Origin of the sequence: Sporolactobacillus sp. THM19-2 (genome assembly GCF_004153195.1) — a bacterium.
Classification (GTDB): domain Bacteria; phylum Bacillota; class Bacilli; order Bacillales; family Sporolactobacillaceae; genus Sporolactobacillus.
Genome location: NZ_SEMC01000004.1, coordinates 25,834 through 43,821, shown reverse-complemented (window position 1 = coordinate 43,821; position 17,988 = coordinate 25,834). Strand labels below are relative to the sequence as shown.

Annotated in this window: 18 protein-coding genes; 3 read left to right on the top strand and 15 right to left on the bottom strand. The window is 44.5% G+C overall.

The genetic code is table 11. The annotated features are described in order from the left end of the window. Window positions 1–66 precede the first annotated feature (66 nt). Window positions 67–888: an SDR family NAD(P)-dependent oxidoreductase gene (locus tag EWH91_RS04790; protein WP_206184282.1), complete on the bottom strand. Its 822-nt coding sequence runs from the start codon at window positions 886–888 to the stop codon at window positions 67–69. A gap of 201 nt (window positions 889–1,089) precedes the next feature. Here EWH91_RS04790 and EWH91_RS04785 point away from each other — a divergent pair, with 201 nt between their 5' ends. Further along, the gene (locus EWH91_RS04785; protein WP_129928891.1) at window positions 1,090–2,322 is read left to right on the top strand and encodes an ammonium transporter; all 1,233 of its coding nucleotides are present in this window, start codon (window positions 1,090–1,092) and stop codon (window positions 2,320–2,322) included. Window positions 2,323–2,468: 146 nt separating this feature from the next. On the opposite strand, the gene rnz is transcribed toward EWH91_RS04785, so the two are convergent. The 3 genes from rnz to EWH91_RS04770 are packed head-to-tail and all read right to left on the bottom strand — an operon-like array spanning window position 2,469 to window position 5,801. Further along, entirely contained in the window at window positions 2,469–3,407 is a 939-nt protein-coding gene (gene rnz / locus EWH91_RS04780) for a ribonuclease Z (protein ID WP_129928890.1), read from the bottom strand. A gap of 56 nt (window positions 3,408–3,463) precedes the next feature. Continuing rightward, on the bottom strand, window positions 3,464–4,666 hold the full coding sequence (locus EWH91_RS04775; protein WP_129928889.1) for a DNA polymerase IV: 1,203 nt from the start codon (window positions 4,664–4,666) through the stop codon (window positions 3,464–3,466). 19 nt (window positions 4,667–4,685) lie between these two features. Further along, window positions 4,686–5,801 carry a M20/M25/M40 family metallo-hydrolase gene (locus tag EWH91_RS04770; protein WP_129928888.1) on the bottom strand — a complete coding sequence of 372 codons (1,116 nt, stop codon included), beginning with the start codon at window positions 5,799–5,801 and terminating at the stop codon, window positions 4,686–4,688. A 157-nt stretch (window positions 5,802–5,958) separates the two neighbouring features. On the opposite strand from EWH91_RS04770, the gene prli42 reads away from it, so the two are divergent. Next, window positions 5,959–6,063 carry a stressosome-associated protein Prli42 gene (prli42, locus tag EWH91_RS14450; RefSeq protein ID WP_165364242.1) on the top strand — a complete coding sequence of 35 codons (105 nt, stop codon included), beginning with the start codon at window positions 5,959–5,961 and terminating at the stop codon, window positions 6,061–6,063. A 3-nt stretch (window positions 6,064–6,066) separates the two neighbouring features. Here the strand turns inward: prli42 and EWH91_RS04765 are convergent, their stop codons facing one another. The 10 genes from EWH91_RS04765 to EWH91_RS04720 form a co-directional block, all read right to left on the bottom strand. Then, on the bottom strand, window positions 6,067–7,146 hold the full coding sequence (locus EWH91_RS04765; RefSeq protein WP_129928887.1) for a sensor histidine kinase: 1,080 nt from the start codon (window positions 7,144–7,146) through the stop codon (window positions 6,067–6,069). After that, window positions 7,146–7,820, bottom strand: coding sequence for a response regulator transcription factor (locus tag EWH91_RS04760; protein ID WP_129928886.1), 675 nt, complete (start codon window positions 7,818–7,820; stop codon window positions 7,146–7,148). The genes EWH91_RS04765 and EWH91_RS04760 overlap by 1 nt, the downstream gene beginning before the upstream one ends. A 299-nt stretch (window positions 7,821–8,119) precedes the next feature. After that, complete coding sequence (locus tag EWH91_RS04755) at window positions 8,120–9,376, bottom strand: dihydrolipoamide acetyltransferase family protein (protein WP_129928885.1); 1,257 nt, start codon at window positions 9,374–9,376, stop codon at window positions 8,120–8,122. A 17-nt stretch (window positions 9,377–9,393) separates the two neighbouring features. Beyond that, window positions 9,394–10,380 (bottom strand): alpha-ketoacid dehydrogenase subunit beta, encoded by a 987-nt coding sequence (locus EWH91_RS04750; RefSeq protein WP_129928884.1) that lies wholly within the window; start codon window positions 10,378–10,380, stop codon window positions 9,394–9,396. 12 nt (window positions 10,381–10,392) lie between these two features. Continuing rightward, on the bottom strand, window positions 10,393–11,418 hold the full coding sequence (locus EWH91_RS04745) for a thiamine pyrophosphate-dependent dehydrogenase E1 component subunit alpha (RefSeq protein ID WP_129928883.1): 1,026 nt from the start codon (window positions 11,416–11,418) through the stop codon (window positions 10,393–10,395). Then, window positions 11,415–12,833, bottom strand: coding sequence for a dihydrolipoyl dehydrogenase (gene lpdA, locus EWH91_RS04740; RefSeq protein WP_129928882.1), 1,419 nt, complete (start codon window positions 12,831–12,833; stop codon window positions 11,415–11,417). The genes EWH91_RS04745 and lpdA overlap by 4 nt, the downstream gene beginning before the upstream one ends. A gap of 275 nt (window positions 12,834–13,108) precedes the next feature. Continuing rightward, window positions 13,109–14,107: a DUF4003 family protein gene (locus EWH91_RS04735; RefSeq protein ID WP_129928881.1), complete on the bottom strand. Its 999-nt coding sequence runs from the start codon at window positions 14,105–14,107 to the stop codon at window positions 13,109–13,111. A gap of 62 nt (window positions 14,108–14,169) precedes the next feature. Next, window positions 14,170–14,841, bottom strand: coding sequence for an ABC-2 transporter permease (locus tag EWH91_RS04730; RefSeq protein WP_165364241.1), 672 nt, complete (start codon window positions 14,839–14,841; stop codon window positions 14,170–14,172). A 99-nt stretch (window positions 14,842–14,940) separates the two neighbouring features. Then, window positions 14,941–15,834, bottom strand: a complete 894-nt coding sequence (locus tag EWH91_RS04725) for an ABC transporter ATP-binding protein (RefSeq protein WP_129928879.1) — start codon at window positions 15,832–15,834, stop codon at window positions 14,941–14,943. Window positions 15,835–15,840: 6 nt separating this feature from the next. Then, complete coding sequence (locus EWH91_RS04720; RefSeq protein ID WP_129928878.1) at window positions 15,841–16,209, bottom strand: GntR family transcriptional regulator; 369 nt, start codon at window positions 16,207–16,209, stop codon at window positions 15,841–15,843. 179 nt (window positions 16,210–16,388) lie between these two features. On the opposite strand from EWH91_RS04720, the gene EWH91_RS04715 reads away from it, so the two are divergent. Continuing rightward, on the top strand, window positions 16,389–17,516 hold the full coding sequence (locus tag EWH91_RS04715) for a mechanosensitive ion channel family protein (RefSeq protein ID WP_129928877.1): 1,128 nt from the start codon (window positions 16,389–16,391) through the stop codon (window positions 17,514–17,516). Between the two features lie 137 nt (window positions 17,517–17,653). On the opposite strand, the gene EWH91_RS04710 is transcribed toward EWH91_RS04715, so the two are convergent. Continuing rightward, window positions 17,654–17,968, bottom strand: coding sequence for a hypothetical protein (locus EWH91_RS04710; protein WP_129928876.1), 315 nt, complete (start codon window positions 17,966–17,968; stop codon window positions 17,654–17,656). Window positions 17,969–17,988: the final 20 nt, after the last annotated feature.

Below are 17,988 nucleotides of genomic sequence, written 5' to 3'. Positions count from 1 at the left end.
AGATGTAAGCGTTTTCTTACATATTTATAATAGCCTATTTCAACATGATTTGCAAAAAAATTTCCATCATTTCATCTTCATCCACCGACCGCCCAGGCGTTCAGAAATACGCGGGAACCACTGATAAAATTTCGCCCCCAGACCCATATACCACGGAATATTAATTTCCCGTTTCCGTTCTTCTATTGCTTGAATAATTTTTTCAGCAACAAATTCCGCATCCAGCATAAACCGATCGATTTTTGTCGAATAACTTCCTTCAGGATCCGCCCTCTGAAAAAAATGAGTCCGGATCGGTCCAGGATTAATGACTGATACATTGACGCCATAATCGGCAGTTTCAAGTCTCAATGCATTTGAAAATCCGATTATCGCATGTTTTGTTGCGGAGTAGACCGACGATTTTGCTGTCGCCAGTTTCCCGGCAATTGAAGCAACATTGACGATATGACCCGATCGACGGGCCAGCATTTGTGGGAGAACAGCGTGTGTGCATGACATCGTCCCAATGACATTAACAGAAAACATGCGCTCTGCATCTTTTATTGTCGATGAAACAAAGGGTTCAAACCGGCCAAATCCGGCGCAGTTTATGAGGATATCCACTCTTCCGTATTTATCCATAATCCTGTTAAATATGACCTTGACTTCTTCCGGATGACCGACATCCAATGTATAATAATCCGCCTGTCCTTTCTGAAGACTGATTTTTTTACACACCTTCATTAATTTCTCTTCATTTCTGCTGATTAAAATTGTTTTCGCCCCCGCCGCCGAACAGCGAAAGGCTGTTTCCTTCCCTACCCCGCTCGACGCACCTGTAATGACAACGATTTTTTCTTTCATCATCGACCTGAACACCTCTTTCCTGGTGGCTGTTTTTTTCATGATATAATGTGCCATCCTTAATGGAAAACGAATCATCATTTTCCGAATCCGTACATTTAAAATAATAAACTAATATTGAACAAAATGTTTCTATTGTAAAGGCTTACATAAATAAATGAATATTTTTAAAATTTAGCTGTAACATTTACTGACACGTTATGTTATAATTATTCCATATTAAATGAGGGGAGCCTTAACTAAATGAAGGAATTAACTTTGAGCACTGATTCTTTATGGATTTTGCTTTCGGCAATTCTGGTCATTCTTATGCAGGCAGGTTTCGCTTTTCTTGAAGCTGGATCTCTGCGAAGCAAAAATGCCGGTCATATCACCGGCAAACAGATTATTACCCTGGCGATAGCGTCGCTTGTCTTCTGGGCAGTCGGATATGGAATTGCATTTGGAGACGGCAACAGTTTCATCGGTCTGTCTGATTTCTTTCTCAGCGGTGTCCCAAGCGGCTATGATTCTATCTTTTTCTTATTCCAGATGGCTTTCGCAGCCGTATCGCTTGCTATTGCCTGGGGCGGATTTGCAGAACGTGCTAAATTGTCCGTTTACTTCATTTTCGGTACCGTATTTATTGCCATCATTTATCCTGTTGTCGGCCACTGGGTATGGGGCGGCGGCTGGTTGAGCACGCTCGGCATGCAGGACTTTGCCGGTTCTACGGTTGTTCACCTTCAAGGTGCGACTGCCGCACTGATCGGTACATTGCTTCTCGGACCAAGAATTGGCAAATTCACAGGGAAAAAGCCAAATACACTGCCGGCACACAGCATCCCGTTCGTTTATCTAGGCACCTTTATTCTTTGGATCGGCTGGTTCGGATTTAACGCCGGCAGTACGGTCAGTGTAGGCAATGGTCAGTTCTTCGGTTATGTCGCTCTGACGACAAACCTCGCAGCTGCATCCGGAGCATTAGGTGCACTTGCCGCAGCCAAAGCGCTGTCAAAGAAGGCAGATATTGGGGCTATGTGCAATGGCGTTCTTGCCGCACTGGTTGCAATTACCGCATCCTGTGCATTTGTTGAACCCTGGGCTGCTGTCGTCATTGGTGCTTTTGCCGGTGCATTTACTTACTGGACATCCATCGCTCTCGAAAAGAAAGGCCTGGATGATCCGATCTATGCTTTCTCCGTACATGGTATCTCAGGTGTTATAGGTACACTTTCAACCGGCTTATTTGCCGCACCGGAACTCGTTAAAACCGCCGGCGTCGGCAGACCAGGTCTGTTCTATGGCGGCGGCCTGACCCAGCTTGGCGTGCAGGCACTTGGTGTTGTTGCAGCATTCGCATTCGTTGCTGTAGCTTCCCTGATCGTGCTTAGCATTATCAAAGCAACGGTTGGCCTGCGTGTTTCTGCAGAAGCAGAAAAAGCCGGGCTTGATATCAGTGAACATGGTACTTACGGCTACGGTGAAAAAGAATAACGATACCTGCTTAAACTCTTAAATGATTCATTAAAAAAGGGATCTCCTTACTGGAGATCCCTTTTTTATACCTGCTCTTCCTGCAGAAGCTTTGCATCTTTCAATATCAGGCAAACTGCGCCTGCGGCCGCGTCAATGATTTGCTGTTAGCCTGAACGATGGTTAGCGCTGGTTTGATAAACCCATAAATCATGAGCCAGCATCGTGCCAGGAAAAATCTGTCTTGCCTCGTTAAGCAATTTCTGCTGCTCCAATTTTTGATATCTTGAACTGATATGGGTCAGAATGAGTAAGGCGGCACCCGCTTTTCTGGCAATTGAAGCGGCCTGGACAGAAGTCGAATGATGATAGTTATGTGCAAGTCTGGAAGATTCATGACGAAATGTCGCTTCATGAACAACAATTTCGGCATCCTGTGCCAGTTTTACTGCTGCACGGCAGGGACGCGTATCACCTATAATGGCAAACCTGCGACCCTTTTTTGTTTCCCCAAGAAAGTCAGAACTGTTCAATGTTCTCCCGTCCGGAAGAGTGACTTGCGGCGAAATTTTAAACTGTTTGTAAATGGGACCTGGCTGGATACCCATCTGCTTCAGTTTATTAACGAGCAATTCCCCCGGCTGATCTTTTTCTATAATCCTGTACCCATAACTGATGATCCCATGATCCAATTGATCTGCTTCAACAAAAAAATGCTGATTTTCAAAAATACATCCTGAATTTTCAATTTCACGGATATTGAGAGGATAATGTAAATGCGTCCCTGATACCCCCACCGTCGTCTCGATAAAGGTTTTAATACCCTTGGGTCCGATGATCATTAAAGGCGATTCCGCCCCCTGAAATGACCTGCTGCCAAGGATGCCCGGCAAGCCGAATATATGATCTCCATGCAGATGTGTGATAAAGATAACAGACAGTCGCGTCAGCTTTACAGACGAGTAGAGAATCTGTCGCTGCGTTCCTTCGCCACAATCAAAAAGCCAGAGATCTCCGTCATATTCAGGAAAACCCACGGCCAGTGAAGTGACATTTCGCTCTTTGGCAGGCATGCCCGCTCCTGTCCCCAGAAATGTAAAATCCATGACATCCACCCTTTTATTTATGCAACATTTTCAAGCTCAATTTGATTTTCTGATATTCATTTTTTCTTTTGACTTATCAGGCTGGCAGCCGTCTGCAGTGCCTTACTGCCAAATTTAGCATTCACAGCATTGATCAGTTTGATTAATGGCTCCCGGGCCGCATCCTCCTGATATGTAAAAAGATCAAGTTGTTTATTTGCCTTTCCTGTCGGCTGAAATGAAGAAACAGTGACGCCAAGAAGTCTTACCGCTTTACCGTTCCAATGCGCCTTAAACAGACTAAGTGCATTGCTCAGGATATCTTCCTTATACGCAATGGGCTGTACTGTTGTGACGTGCCGCGTCACAGTCTTCCAGTCATGATACCGGATCATAACTTCCAAACCATAGCCGACGATGTGCTTCTCTTTCATTTTTTTCGCAATCTTATCTGATAAACGATCAAGAGTTACCTGAATAAGCTGTAGAGAGCGGGTATCACGTGGGAGAGTGACGGAATGGCCAATACTTTTAAAACGTTCCCATGCGTCAGGATCCACTGGTCGATGATCTATGCCCCGTGCATGTTCCCATAACCTTCTCCCTGTGATGCCCAATCTGCCGGATAGCATCCGCTGGTCAGTCGCAGCCAGATCACCAATTTTCATAATCCCCATTGCCTGCAGACGCTTTTCCGTGCTGGGTCCGACGCCATGCATCTTTCCTATTGGAAGCGGCCACATATTTTGCTCAAGATCCCTTTTTCGCAGAACAGTAATACCCATTGGCTTTTTCATATTAGAAGCCATCTTAGCAAGAAATTTATTTGGAGCAATACCAATACTGCATGGAAGACCTAGTTCAGAAAAAATACGGTGCTGTAAATTCCCGGCAAGTCGAAGTGGATGACCGTCAGCGATCAGATCCGTCACATCCATATAGCCTTCATCGATAGAAGCCTTCTCAACTTCCGGTGTACAGCTTTTTAACAGATGAAAAAGTGTATCAGAAACAGCACGATAAAGATGAAAGTCTGGATGCTTAACAATCAGATCCGGACACACTTTTCGTGCTTCCTGAACTGTCATTGTTGTCCGAACGCCTCGTCTTCTGGCCTCGTAACTGCTCGTTACGATAATCCCATGCCTCTCTTCAGGTTTTCCTGCAATAGCCAGCGGCTTTCCACGCCATTCCGGATGATTGACTAATTCAACGGAGGCATAGAAACTGTTCATATCAATGTGAAAGATGACTTTCCTGTTTATATGAGCCGTTTCCATGTGATATCCTCCTTCTGTTTTAATGGACAGCTTCTTTAATCAGCGCGAGCACTAACCGGCTTGTATTCTCCAATTCACTGACCGACATTCTTTCTCTGGTTGTATGTATATGCTCATAGCCGACAGCAAGATTAACTGTTTGAATGCCCTTACCGTTAAGCACATTCGCATCACTACCGCCTCCACTTTTCTTCAGGCGAGGTTTCTTATCGATTGATATGATCGCACGTTGTGCAAGTCGGACCAGATCATCTTCAGCATCGAAATGATATCCCGGATACATAAAATTCGACTGAACATCGGCCCGTCCTCCCATGTATTCAGCCGTTTTTTGAAAGGCTTCACCCATTTTCTTTACCTGTTCATCAAGTTTTACTTTAACAAGCGATCTGGCTTCAGCAAGTATCTGCACATAATCGCAGACTATATTCGTTGAAGTCCCGCCTTCAAATCGGCCAATATTCGCCGTTGTATCCGGATCAATCCGTCCAAGCGGCATTTTTGAGATCGCTTTTGCGGCCATGGTAATGGCCGATAGACCCTTTTCCGGAGCAACACCTGCATGGGCCTGCTTTCCAAAGAGCCCGACTTGAAATTTGGTTTGGAAAGGTGCCGCAACAATGATGTCACCGACAGGTCCACTGCTGTCTAATTCAAAACCATATTCAGATCTTATCAGCCGGGTATCCAGTGCTTTTGCCCCCAGAAGTCCTGATTCCTCGCCTGCTGTAACAATAACCTGTAACTGAGCATGTGGTATATCCTTCTCCCGGATAACATAAAGGGCTTCGATTAATGCAGCCAGTCCGGCTTTATCATCCGCTCCCAGAATCGTTGTTCCATCAGACACAACATAACCGTCTTTTATCGTCGGATGAATCTTTTTCCCGGGAACGACAGTGTCCATATGACAACCGAAGAAAATGGATGTACCTTCGGCTGTACCAGGAAGTGTACAGATCAGATTCCCTGACTGATGCCCTGTTATTTTTCCTGCCTGATCTTCCTCAACACGTAAACCTAAGTCAGAAAATTTATGTTTCAGCAGATTGGAAATTTTCTTCTCTTGACCCGTTTCTGAATCCGTTTTAATCAGTTCCAGGAATACTTTCATTAAACGTTCCCTTTTGATCAATCGTATCACCTTTCCAAAAGCGATATTTTTTTATCTTCTTCTTTTCATTTTATCATATCAAAGTCTGAGATTCAGTTCGTGACAACATTGAAAAAACCGGCGCATACAGGTTATAATAATTTGAGTTGAGATCATTGATAAGGAAAGAGAATCAATTATGCAGAAAAAACTATTTAAAATGGTCATCTATGTGATGATCGGTGCTCTGTTACTGTCAACAGTAGCAGGAGTCATTGTTGCACTGGCCGGATCTTTCGGATAAGTATCAGGGCAAACCTGCCTCATCCGTCCCCATTTTAAAAAATCTGACCGTAACCGTCGTCCCTTTTCCAAATGTACTTTTTACATCTATCTTCCCGTGGTGTACATCCACGATCTTTTTTACTATGGAAAGCCCCAGGCCGTTCCCTCCTGCTTCCCGGTTACGTGACCGGTCGGCTTTATAGAACCTTTCAAACAGGTGCAGCCTTTCTTCCTCACGGATTCCGATACCATCATCCGAAATGCAAAAGACAGTCATATTCTTTTTTTGAAATAAGTGAATGGATATGTGCCCGTCAACGTGTGTAAATTTCAAGCTGTTCTGGATCAGATTTGTCCAGACCTGTCCCAACAGGTCACCATCAGCTGTAATGGTGACAGGATGAAGCTGAATATTCATGTGTATCTTTTTCTCCGTCCATTGCGGCTCAAACGGGAGCAGGGCGGATCTGATCTGTCGATCAACCCTGTATGGCTTCATCGTAACCGGATGCCTGCCACTTTCAAGAGACGTCAGTTTCAGCAGATTATCACTCAGTTTTGACAGTCGGTCACTTTCCGTTAAAATAATATTCAAATAATGATGGCTTTTCTCTGCAGTTAAATTATTGTTCTCAAGCGCTCTTGCAAATCCTTTTATAGAGGTTAATGGTGACTGAACCTCATGGGAGATGTTTGAAATAAATTCCTGCCGAAGACGTTCCAGCTGCCCCAGTTCTCTTGCCATATAATGCATATTGTCGGCCAGCTGAATAAACGGATTATTTTTTGAAGGAGGACCCGGAATAAAATCCGGCAAATCCAGATGAATTTCGAAATTACCTTTAGCCATTTGCTGCATGGCCTGAATCATCGCCTGAAAATAATTTAATTTTCTGGGCCTGAGAATATATCCGATCAGGATACAGAGGGCAGAAAACAGGGAGATGCCCAGTATTGAGCTCACGATATGATGAAATAAAGGATGAAGCGATACGTCATAAGTTACGGCGATCCATCCGATGAAAAAATAAAATCCGCCCCAAAATATACTGAGTATCGTTAAAAGGGTACAAATGAATATGAAGATTCTTATATATTTCATCAGCACTCTTCCAGTCTGTAACCGAGACCGCGTACGGTTTTTATCTGAAAACCGGTATTCGGTCCGGAAAATCGTTTACGCAATCTCTTAATGTGAACATCAACCGTTCGTTCGTCCCCCTCGTAATCATAACCCCAGATCTTTTCAATCAGATCATCTCTGGTATAGGTGCGCCCCGGTGTGCCCGCCAGCATAAAAAGTAATTCAAATTCCTTTAGAGGCAGTGTCAGGATTCGGTTACTCAACCTGACTTCATAGGACTTCCGATCCAGTGTGATGTTCCCAATATGAACGGACTGTGAAACTGAAACCTGGTAGCGTCTGAGCAGCGCCTTAACACGCATTACCATTTCTATCGGTTCAAAAGGTTTAACGAGATAATCGTCCGCCCCCAGGCGAAATCCTCTGACTTTCTGCATCGTCTCACCCCTGGCAGTAAGAATCAGAACAGGGATCTGATCACCGGATCCTCTCACCTTTTTACATAGCGTCCAGCCGTCCATGTGTGGCATCATGATATCGATGATCATCAGACCGATGGCACCAGCCTTAAGAATGTGAAGGGCCTCTTCTCCATTACTCGCTTCGATACACGCTATCCCTTCATTCTGCAGAAAAACCGTAACGAGCTCTCTAATATTCGGATCATCATCAACAACCAGAATTCGATTCAATCAGGACACTTCCCTTTTTTATTTACATGTCTATGTATCATCATGTCAGACTAATATGAACATCATGTTACATGCCTGATGATTATTTCTTCTAATTCAATAGCGTACAATTTTTCAATGGTCCGATCAAATGCTAAGTCATCAGTTCAGCGATCATGATCAGCAAATATAGGAAATATATGAAGAAAAACTTGCGCAGCCAGGCTGCTGGCGCCGGATGAGCCCTGGCAGCCTTTATAATCCATTAAAAAACCACATTCTGCTCCATCTGGCAGAATGTGGTTCATGTAGGTTATGGACTAATATATAGGTGTATTTTCAGGTGAAATATTTTCCAGACGTTCCTTGATCCTGGCCAGAAATTGACCAGTAATCAGTCCGTCAAGAACCCGATGATCAATCGATATACACAGATTTACCATATCGCGGATGGCAATCATGTTATTCACAACAACTGGTCGTTTGACAATTGACTCAATTGAAAGAATGGCTGCCTGCGGATAGTTGATGATAGGCTGGGATTGGATGGAGCCAAAAGATCCGGTATTATTTACGGTGAATGTCCCGCCCTGCATATCATCCGGTGTCAGTCTGTTTTCACGCGTACGCCTCGCAAGGTCGTCAACAGCAAATGCCAGTCCTTTAATACTCAGTTCATCGGCATGCTGAATCACTGGAACATAAAGCGCATCGTCCGAGGCAACAGCAAGCGAAATATTAACGGACTGCTTTTCAATGATTTTGTCGCCTGCCCAGGTACTGTTCATGCGCGGATACTCTTTTAAGGCAGCAACAATCGTTTTGATAAAGAATGGAAGAAACGTCAGCTTTGCGCCTTCCTTTTTATGAAAAATATTCTTGACCTGATTTCTGTAGTTAACCAGGTTGGTGACATCCACCTCGATCATGGTCCATGCATGTGGAATTTCATGCTTGCTGCGAACCATGTTATGCGCTATCGTTTTCCGGACCGCAGTCAGGGGCACATCGATATCTCCGGGATCACTTCGTACCGGCGAAGCAGACACAACCTTCTGTCCCTGGGACGGAGCAGTTGAAAAACTTTGCGCCATTTTTTTCTCAGGCAATGGGCCTCTTTTTTCATCCGTTTTTGAAGTGATATATTTTTCGACGTCTTTACGGGTAATTCTCCCGCCTCTTCCACTTCCGGTCAGTTGTTCCAGTGCCACATCGTTATCCTGTGCCAGTTTGAGTACGGCTGGAGAATAGCGTTTTTTCATCGTGCCATCTTCTGGTTTTCCATCAGTTCCCGCGGATGAAGATCCCTCTTTCAGCTGTTGTCCGGCAGCTGTACCTTCGACCTCTATCGTGCAGATTGGCTGTCCAACCGGAAGCGTATCTCCCTCATCAACGAGCAGGGCTGAAATGGTTCCGGAGAAACTCGAAGGGATTTCAGCATTTACTTTATCTGTTGTCACCTCAGCAATGGGGTCATACTTACTGACTTGATCCCCTGCGGAGACGAGCCACTGATTGATTGTTCCTTCTGTAACGCTCTCTCCGAGCTGAGGCATTTCCATTTGTCTGGTATTCATCTTATCTCTCCTTTCCCTCAAAATTCCGCCAGATCGCGGATCCTCTTTTCCACTTGCTCAGGATTCAATAAAAACCGTTTTTCCAGCGGCGAAGCATATGGCATAGCCGGAACATCAGGGGCAGCAAGGCGCTGCACCGGTGCGTCCAGATCAAACAAACAGTGTTCGGCTATAATCGCTGCAACTTCACTGATTACACTGCCTTCTTTATTATCTTCTGTAATAAGGAGAACCTTCCCCGTCTTTTTCGCTGCATCGATGATTGCTGCCTTGTCCAGTGGATAGACCGTACGAAGATCGAGAATGTGGGTGGATATGCCTTCTGTTTCCGCAAGTTTTTCTGCTGCCTGAAGGGCAAAATGAACTGCCAGACCATAGGTAATAACGGTCACGTCATGCCCCTCCCGTTTCACATCCGCCTTACCGATAGGCAGCACATAATCCTTATCCGGCACTTCGCCTTTGATTAAACGATAGGCGCGTTTATGTTCAAAAAAGATCACTGGATCATTATCGCGGATGGCAGCCTTCAACAATCCTTTTACATCGTATGGGGTTGAGGGCATGACGATTTGCAGCCCGGGTACGTTGGCAAAAATGGCTTCCATTGACTGTGAATGATAGAGTCCGCCATGTACACCCCCACCATAAGGCGCACGGATCGTCATCGGTGCCGACCAGTCATTATTGGACCGGTAACGCAATTTCGCCGCTTCCGATATAATCTGATTAGTCGCCGGTAACATAAAATCGGAAAACTGCATTTCGGCGACAGGGCGCAGTCCGTACATCGCTGCCCCAATACCCACACCAACAATTGCCGATTCAGCAAGTGGTGTATCAATGACCCGTTTTTCCCCGAATTCATCATATAATCCTTTTGTCGCCTGGAAGACGCCGCCTCGTTTGCCGACATCTTCACCCATGACGATAACATTCTCATCCCGTTCCATTTCTTCCTTAAGTGCCTGTGTCACTGCTTCTATATATGAAATGACTGCCATTGTTGTCCCCCCTCAGTCCTTTTCTTCATATACGTCATGCATCAGGGTATCCGGCGCAGCAAACGGAGCCCTTTCCGCATAGTCTGTCGCATCATCAATCTCTTTATGGATCCTTTCTTCCATCTCTTTTTCTACATCTTCAGTCAGTATATTGAGCTTGCGAAGATAGGAAGCAAATGTCAGTACACCATCATATTTTTTATGCTTTTCCACCTCATCTTTTGTTCGGTAAGTCATATCATTATCATCGCTTGTATGCGGCGTCAGTCTGTAGCAGTCAGCTTCCAGTAGTGATGGTCCCTCTCCACGATGGGCGCGATCCGCCGCTTCTTTAACAGCCGCATAAGCAGCCAGGGGATCATTACCGTCAAATGTTTTGCCGAACATGCCGTATCCGGCAGCCCGGTCGGAGACATGTTCACAGGCCAGCTGATGCTTCAGGCCAACGGAAATCGCATAGTGATTATTTTCACACATAAAAATGACCGGGAGTTTATGTACACCGGCAAAATTACAGGCTTCATGAAAATCTCCCTGATTGGAGGACCCCTCACCGAATGTCACAAAGCTGACAACGTCATCCCCTTTAATTTTTGCAGCAAGGGCAATACCGACTGCATGAGGATTTTGCGTTGTTACCGGTGAAGAATGGCTCAGCATCCGTAATTTTCTATAACTGAAATGCCCGGGCATCTGTCTGCCGGCCGAATTCGGATCCTCTGCTTTTGCAAAATTATTCAACATCATTTCCTTAACTGTCATACCCCATGCAAGCACAAAACCATAGTCCCTGTAGTAAGGAGCGACATAGTCTTTCTCACGATTCAGGGCTAAAGCCGCACCAACCTGCGCCGCTTCCTGTCCCTGACAGGAGACGACAAAAGGGATCTTTCCGGCACGATTAAGCAGCCAGAGCCGTTCATCTATACGCCGGGCAGTCAGCATAATTTCGTACATTTTTAAAACATCCTGATCGGAAAAACCAAGCTTATGATGACGATTTTCCATAACTCGTTCCTCCCTGTTTACTTGAATCATATATGAATCGCCTTCCCATCTGCGGCAAGAGCCGCTTCTCCGATAATCTCCGACAAAGTCGGGTGCGGGTGAATGGTTTCTGAGAGTTCCCATGGTGTTGCGTCCAATAGTCGGGCAAGAGAAGCTTCGGAGATTAGATCCGTTGCGTGCGGCCCAAAGATATGGACGCCAAGAATGTCGTTGTTCTCTTTATCTGCGATAATTTTGGCGAACCCTTCCGACTCACCATAAACCAGGGCTTTGCCAATTGCCCCGAATGGAACTTTGCCCGTTTTAATGACATGTCCTTCTTTTGCCTCCGCTTCTGTCATGCCGATTGAGGCCGCTTCAGGACGGGTATAAATGCACTTTGGAACAAGCAGTGGATCAAGCAGAGTCGGCTGACGGCCCGAAAGGTGTTCCACGGCAATCATTCCTTCACGCGCTGCGACATGCGCCAGCTGAAGCCCGCCGATGACATCGCCGATCGCATAAATATGGGACTCTTTAGTCTGACCGCAGCTGTTCGTTTGAATATACCCTTTATCCGTCTCAATGGAAGTATTTTCCAGTCCTATATCTTCTGTATTTGGGATCCGGCCAACAGAAACAAGCATCTTTTCCGCATGGAATGCTTCCTGCCTGCCATCCACTTCAGCTTTTACAGATAGATCATTTGTTATCTTTAATGTTTCCGGCAAAAGCTTTGCGCCAGTCACAACATGAATCCCCCGCCTTTTGAAATTTCTCTCCAGAGCCCGTGAAACATCATCATCTTCAGTTGGGACGAGATGGTCAGTATATTCAATCACGGTCACCTCTGCACCAAAATCGGCGAGCATCGATGCCCACTCTGCTCCGATAGCCCCACCGCCGATGATCATGATGGATTCAGGACAGGATTTAAGTTCAAGCGCATCATCAGAAGTCAGAATCCTTTCACCATCCATGTCAAGTCCTTTCAGTGGGCGTGGACGTGACCCAGTTGCAATAATGACGTTCTTTGAGGTCAGAATTTCATTTTCCCGGTCATCGTTGTATGCAACAGAAATCGATCCCGAAAGCGGGGAAAAAATAGACGGTCCCAGCATACGCCCGTAGCCGGTGAATACATCTATTTTTCCCTTTTTCATCAGTTGCTGAACCCCTTTGTGAAGTTTCTCAATGATCTGATGTTTTCGCTCCTGAATCCGGGAAAAGCAAAGGATAGATTCTGGTACGTCCACACCGTATGAACCTGCGTTTTTAATCGTTGCATAAACCTCCGCGCTCCGCAGCAGAGCTTTTGCAGGGATGCAGCCTTTGTGCAGGCAGGTGCCGCCGAGTGCGTCTTTTTCGACAATCGCTGTTTTTAATCCGAGCTGGCTGGCACGGATAGCAGCGACATAACCGCCGGTGCCACCTCCTAATAGTACCAGGTCATAATTTTTAGCCATAAAAAAAGTCACTCCCTCTTACTTCTTTATCATACGTATAGAGTGCCGGCAAAGTTTCAAACGCTTAGTTTATCTTCTGTTACTTTTATATAGTTTACTCTTCTTCAGATTGAGAAACAATCTTCTTTCATCCCGCATGAACGGGCAGCATCTCCCTCAGGGATCATAAGGGTAAACGAACATGCCCGAGCGGGGGATAACCGCCCTGTATGCCCGATGGGTTTAACGAACAATCAGTGAGAGACGAAGCCCCCCCTTACTCTTGACGTTTCACTTTATTGAGTTCCTCCGTTCGAAGAAGCAGCGATAACACCGGCAGAGGCCGAAAGGGAAGCGGCCGTCACCGCTTCCTGAACACGGATCAGATGGTCAGCCAAAACAATCAGTCCGGTATCTGCTTTTTGGTTTGTGCCCTTTTCATTCATGAGCGCACAGATGTAAAGATACGACGCTGTCATGAAGTATAAATTTTTATCAATAAACATGCTGAGTTTTTCTTTTTTCAGTTTTTCAGTCAGGTTCAGGACCTCAATTACCGTATGATGTGTCTCTTCACACAGTGCAAGCAGTCCGTATATCGGATAACAGTCTGAGCGAAGCCGGATATGATGGTCTGAGATCAGATCTTTTATAGATGCGCATTTTTCAACGACCTGCCGATTATAGTGATCGAATAAAGATGCAAACATACAGGCAAGACTTTGAAGAGCATTATTTTTTCTGAAACCAAGCTGCTGAAGGGCAGAAAAATAGTGTTCTTCACGTTCGACAAGGATCGATGCGTTTTCATTAAGTTGAGCAAGAAGAACGACAAGCGTCACATCGCTCTTCTGCGTCAGGACAAAATGTCTTTTTTTTAGCAGCTGGTATATCTGGTCCGCCCTCCCCGGAACATCCTGAAGCTGACTGTCTGATGAACAGGTAAGACATGCGGCTGCGAGATAGGTCTGCTGCGATCTTGAAAAACCGGAATGAATCAGCTTCCGATACATCTCGAAGAAAGACTTTGTTTCTGTTTCTCCATTGTTTTGAAGGATTAACATCGCGCTGATGCAATATCGTATATCCCTGGTCAGAACGCTGAACCAGCCGGATTCCTTTTTTAATTTACTATCTCTCGTTGTAAATTCATCTTTTTCAAAGAGACGACCTGCCGCAGTATATTGAGAGGCTATGTTCAGTAACAGGTTTGCCTGTACCATTCTCAGCGCATGTGAAACACGTTTCATATTCTTTACAAGCAATCCTGTCTCGTTATCCAGATTAACCGGCATAATCACTTCTCCTCCCGAGCTCCATCCTGTGTCTGTCCACCCTTATTTTACCATAAGTGTGCTCAGAACTCTTTTTTTTCGAAAATATGAGTGGACAAGAAGTACGAAATAAGAGACACGAGAAGGGTCAGAATGATCAAGGGTATCACTGGGTGATCGAAAGAAAAGCGAATCACTTCCGGAACAGACTTCTGCAAGTTCATTTTCTGCCAGGAAATAAATGTCCCTGTTGCAATCATTATCGCAAAGAAAAGGCCGATTCCGACCATGGACGCCACCCTGTATCCAAACCTGAAGAAAATCGGATAAAAAATCGATGAAAGGAAAATGCTCAAACAGAGCGACATAATCCCCGTTTCAATGCTCAGAGGGGTTAGAAGATGAAAATTCAAAATAGAGTTGAGAAACAGAATAAGCACCGTACTGCTGATATAAGCGAACACCCACCAGATCAAAATCATCAAATATTTGGAGAGAATCATTGATCGCCGGGTGACAGGCAGACTGATCAGCAGTCGATTATTCCACTTATCCCCTTCATTCGTATTAAAGTTAGAGGCTATGATCATATAGTAGGCGATAAAACCAATCCCTGTGCCGCATAACACGATACCCATAAATTCCGATCCGGTTACGTCATTTCCTGCAGTAATAAAATAGAGCAAAAGCAGGAGCGGAGCCAGATAAGCTGACACTCTTTGTGTGTATATATCTTTTACCATCAGATGAAACATCCTGTACGCCTCCATAACAATAATTTATAGCCGTAATGATAACTGATCAGACAAGCCGTACGACACATCCCTAACCGTTTCATCACGAAGGGAAACACACTAATTTACCTCACCCATCCATAAAGAAGGTTTATTCTTCTCTTTTTTCACCAGATAGTACATGATTTCTTCAAGGTTTGGCCGCTCAAGGTGAATATTTGATTTTGAGACCAGTGATTGAGCTGTCGCCGTTTTCATAAAGGCTTCAAAACCAAGTGGCGTTTTATTGAAAGCAATCGGTTTACAGGAGAGAACATCGGAAGCAGCGTTTTTCGGTCCTTTAACAAGTAAATAGGATTCAAGCAGTTCATCGGTCTCCATACTGGCTGCAATCTTCCCATCAAGGATAAAGGTGATATAATCAGCGACCTTCTCCAAATCAGTCGTGATATGCGTCGAAAAGAAAATGGCTTTATTTTCATCCTGAATCACCTCCATCAGGACATCAAGCAGTTCCCTTCTGAACACCGGATCCAGACCGGACGTCGGCTCATCCATAATAATCAGTTCCGCATGATGGGACAATGCGATCGCCAGGGCGAACTTCATCTTTGTTCCTTTTGAAAAATCTTTCATCTTTTTGTCCAGCGGGACATCGAACTTGTCAATATAATGATAAAAAAGCTGATCATCCCATTGCGTGTAAAAAGGTGCGATCACTTTTTTATTTTTATCTGCTGTCAGATGTTCAAAAAACACATCCTGATCATACACAAAACCGATTCTGTCTTTTATCCCCTTCATATTACGGTCCATGGGTTCTCCGAACAGACGGATTTCGCCGCTGTCGATATGCATCAGATCCATGATGCAGCGAATAGTCGTACTCTTGCCAGCTCCATTCGGTCCAATGAAGCCCATGATGAATCCCTTTTTCAGAGAAAAGCTGACATCACGAAGTGCAAAATCTTTGAATGATTTGTTCACCTGGCTTAGTTCTAAAATATTCTCCATTTTCATTCACCTCTTCATTTCTCTGATCATCCTGACGAGCTGTTCCTTATCAATGTTGAAGGATTCGCAGTCTCGCACGATTTCACTCAGCCGTGCTCTGACCTCACTCAGCTTTTTTTTACGCAATTGATCCTTATCCTGCCGGCTGATGAATGAGCCTTTACCCGGTATGGTAAAGATATATCCCTCCTTTTCCAGTTCTTCATAGGCTCTTTTCGTCGTGATGACACTGACTTTCAATGTCTTTGCGAGGGTCCGGATTGAGGGAAGCGGCTGATGATCAGGCATCTGTCCATTCAGAATCTGAGCTGTGATCTGCTCTTTAATCTGCCGATAAATCGGCTGATCTGTTGTATGGCTGAGAATAATATCCATAGGCAACACCCATCGTATATACTGTATATGTTCAATATATACAGTTAGGCTGATGATGTCAATATCATTTTTACAGCTGGTCTTTACTTACAGCAGAATACCCGGCCATAAATTATTATGAATCTGATACCTGATCGTGCTAAGATATTCTTATTGAGAAGACTGATGAGGTGAACCACATGGAAAGTCTGGAGTGGATGGGGAAAATTACGTTAATGGACGGCATCATTTCCTGCTCCATTATTCTTGTATTTTTTATCATGGTATTTATACTGCAAAAATACATCCCAAATTTATTAACAAAGCTGAGTCGTGGTAAAATCGATGATAAGCTGATTTCAGCTTTACGGAAACCCGTTGTTCTTATTTTAATCACTACAGGATTCTTTCTTGCCCTCTCCTTCCTTCCTGTACCACGAAACTGGCGAACGCTTTTCTCTCTTTTTTACAAATCGATCGCCACTTTTTCTATTGGATGGGGTTTCTATATCCTTTCCGGATCGATCGGAATTTTTTTCAATCACATGGGAACGCGATACGATCTTCAGTTCAATGATATTGTCATCCCGTTCCTGTCCAGAATCGCCAAATTTCTTGTTGTTGTTATGACCCTGTTCATGATTCTTGATCAGTGGAATTATCATGTGACCGGTCTGATTACCGGCCTCGGCATAGGGGGGCTGGCTGTTGCGATGGCTGCCAAGGACACGCTCAGTAACCTGTTCGGCGGTTTCGTCATTATTACCGACGCCCCATTTACCATAGGTGACCTGATCCATTCGGGTAATATCGAGGGATTTGTTGAAGATATTAATTTCAGGTCAACCCGGATCAGAACACTGGATCAGGCACTTGTCACGGTGCCTAATTCCACGCTGGCCAATCAGCCGATCACGAACCTGTCGAAGATCGGAAAACGTCGGGTATATCTGACCATTCCTCTTGATCTTGAAACGCAGGAAAAGAAGGTCGATCTTTGTATTCGCCGTATACGAAAGATGCTCATTCAGGATACGTTAGTAGATCCTGAAGATGTTATGGTTTATCTGGACCAGATTACTTCTTCCGGTATTAAACTGATGGTACACTTTTATGTAAAAACTCCGGACTTTAAAGTATGGATGGAGTCAAAAGAAAGGTATAATATATCCATTTTGAATATACTGAATGAGGAAGGCATTGATCTGGCTACAGACCGCTCACGGATAGTATTTGATGCGGTTTCAGAAAAACAGTTTACGGATCGTGAAAAGCAGGAGTCAAATGATTCAGGGGATCGCAGGCGCTCACGTGATCATCATATTTGAAGAAAAAAGGACCGACCGGGAGTATCCGAGTCCTTGTTTTCTGATGACATTCCTGGAAAAAATTCATACTTTTTTAAAAATATAAGCAAAGGAAAGCGGGACAATGCGTTCATCCCCGCTTTCCTTTCTGTTTCATGTCATTTTTCCTGTCGGTACAGTCCCGGATTTTCTCTTGCATTTTCTTCAGATATTTTAATGGAACCCTTGATCTTCTGATATAAAAGATCGGCATTTTCTCCTTCAATGACGAGAAGAATTTCTTTACTTTTAATCATCGATAAATCACGAATAGTTTTGGGTAAATCATTTATAGAAATAGTTTTATCTCCTGATGAAAAATACGCGGTACATTCACTTTTCCTGATAATCTCATACAGGCGAAGTGCATGCCTCAGGGTGAGAGCACTCATGGATTTCATGGGAACTTTGATCGAAACAATCTGTTTTGTCATCGTTAACAATCACTCCTTGC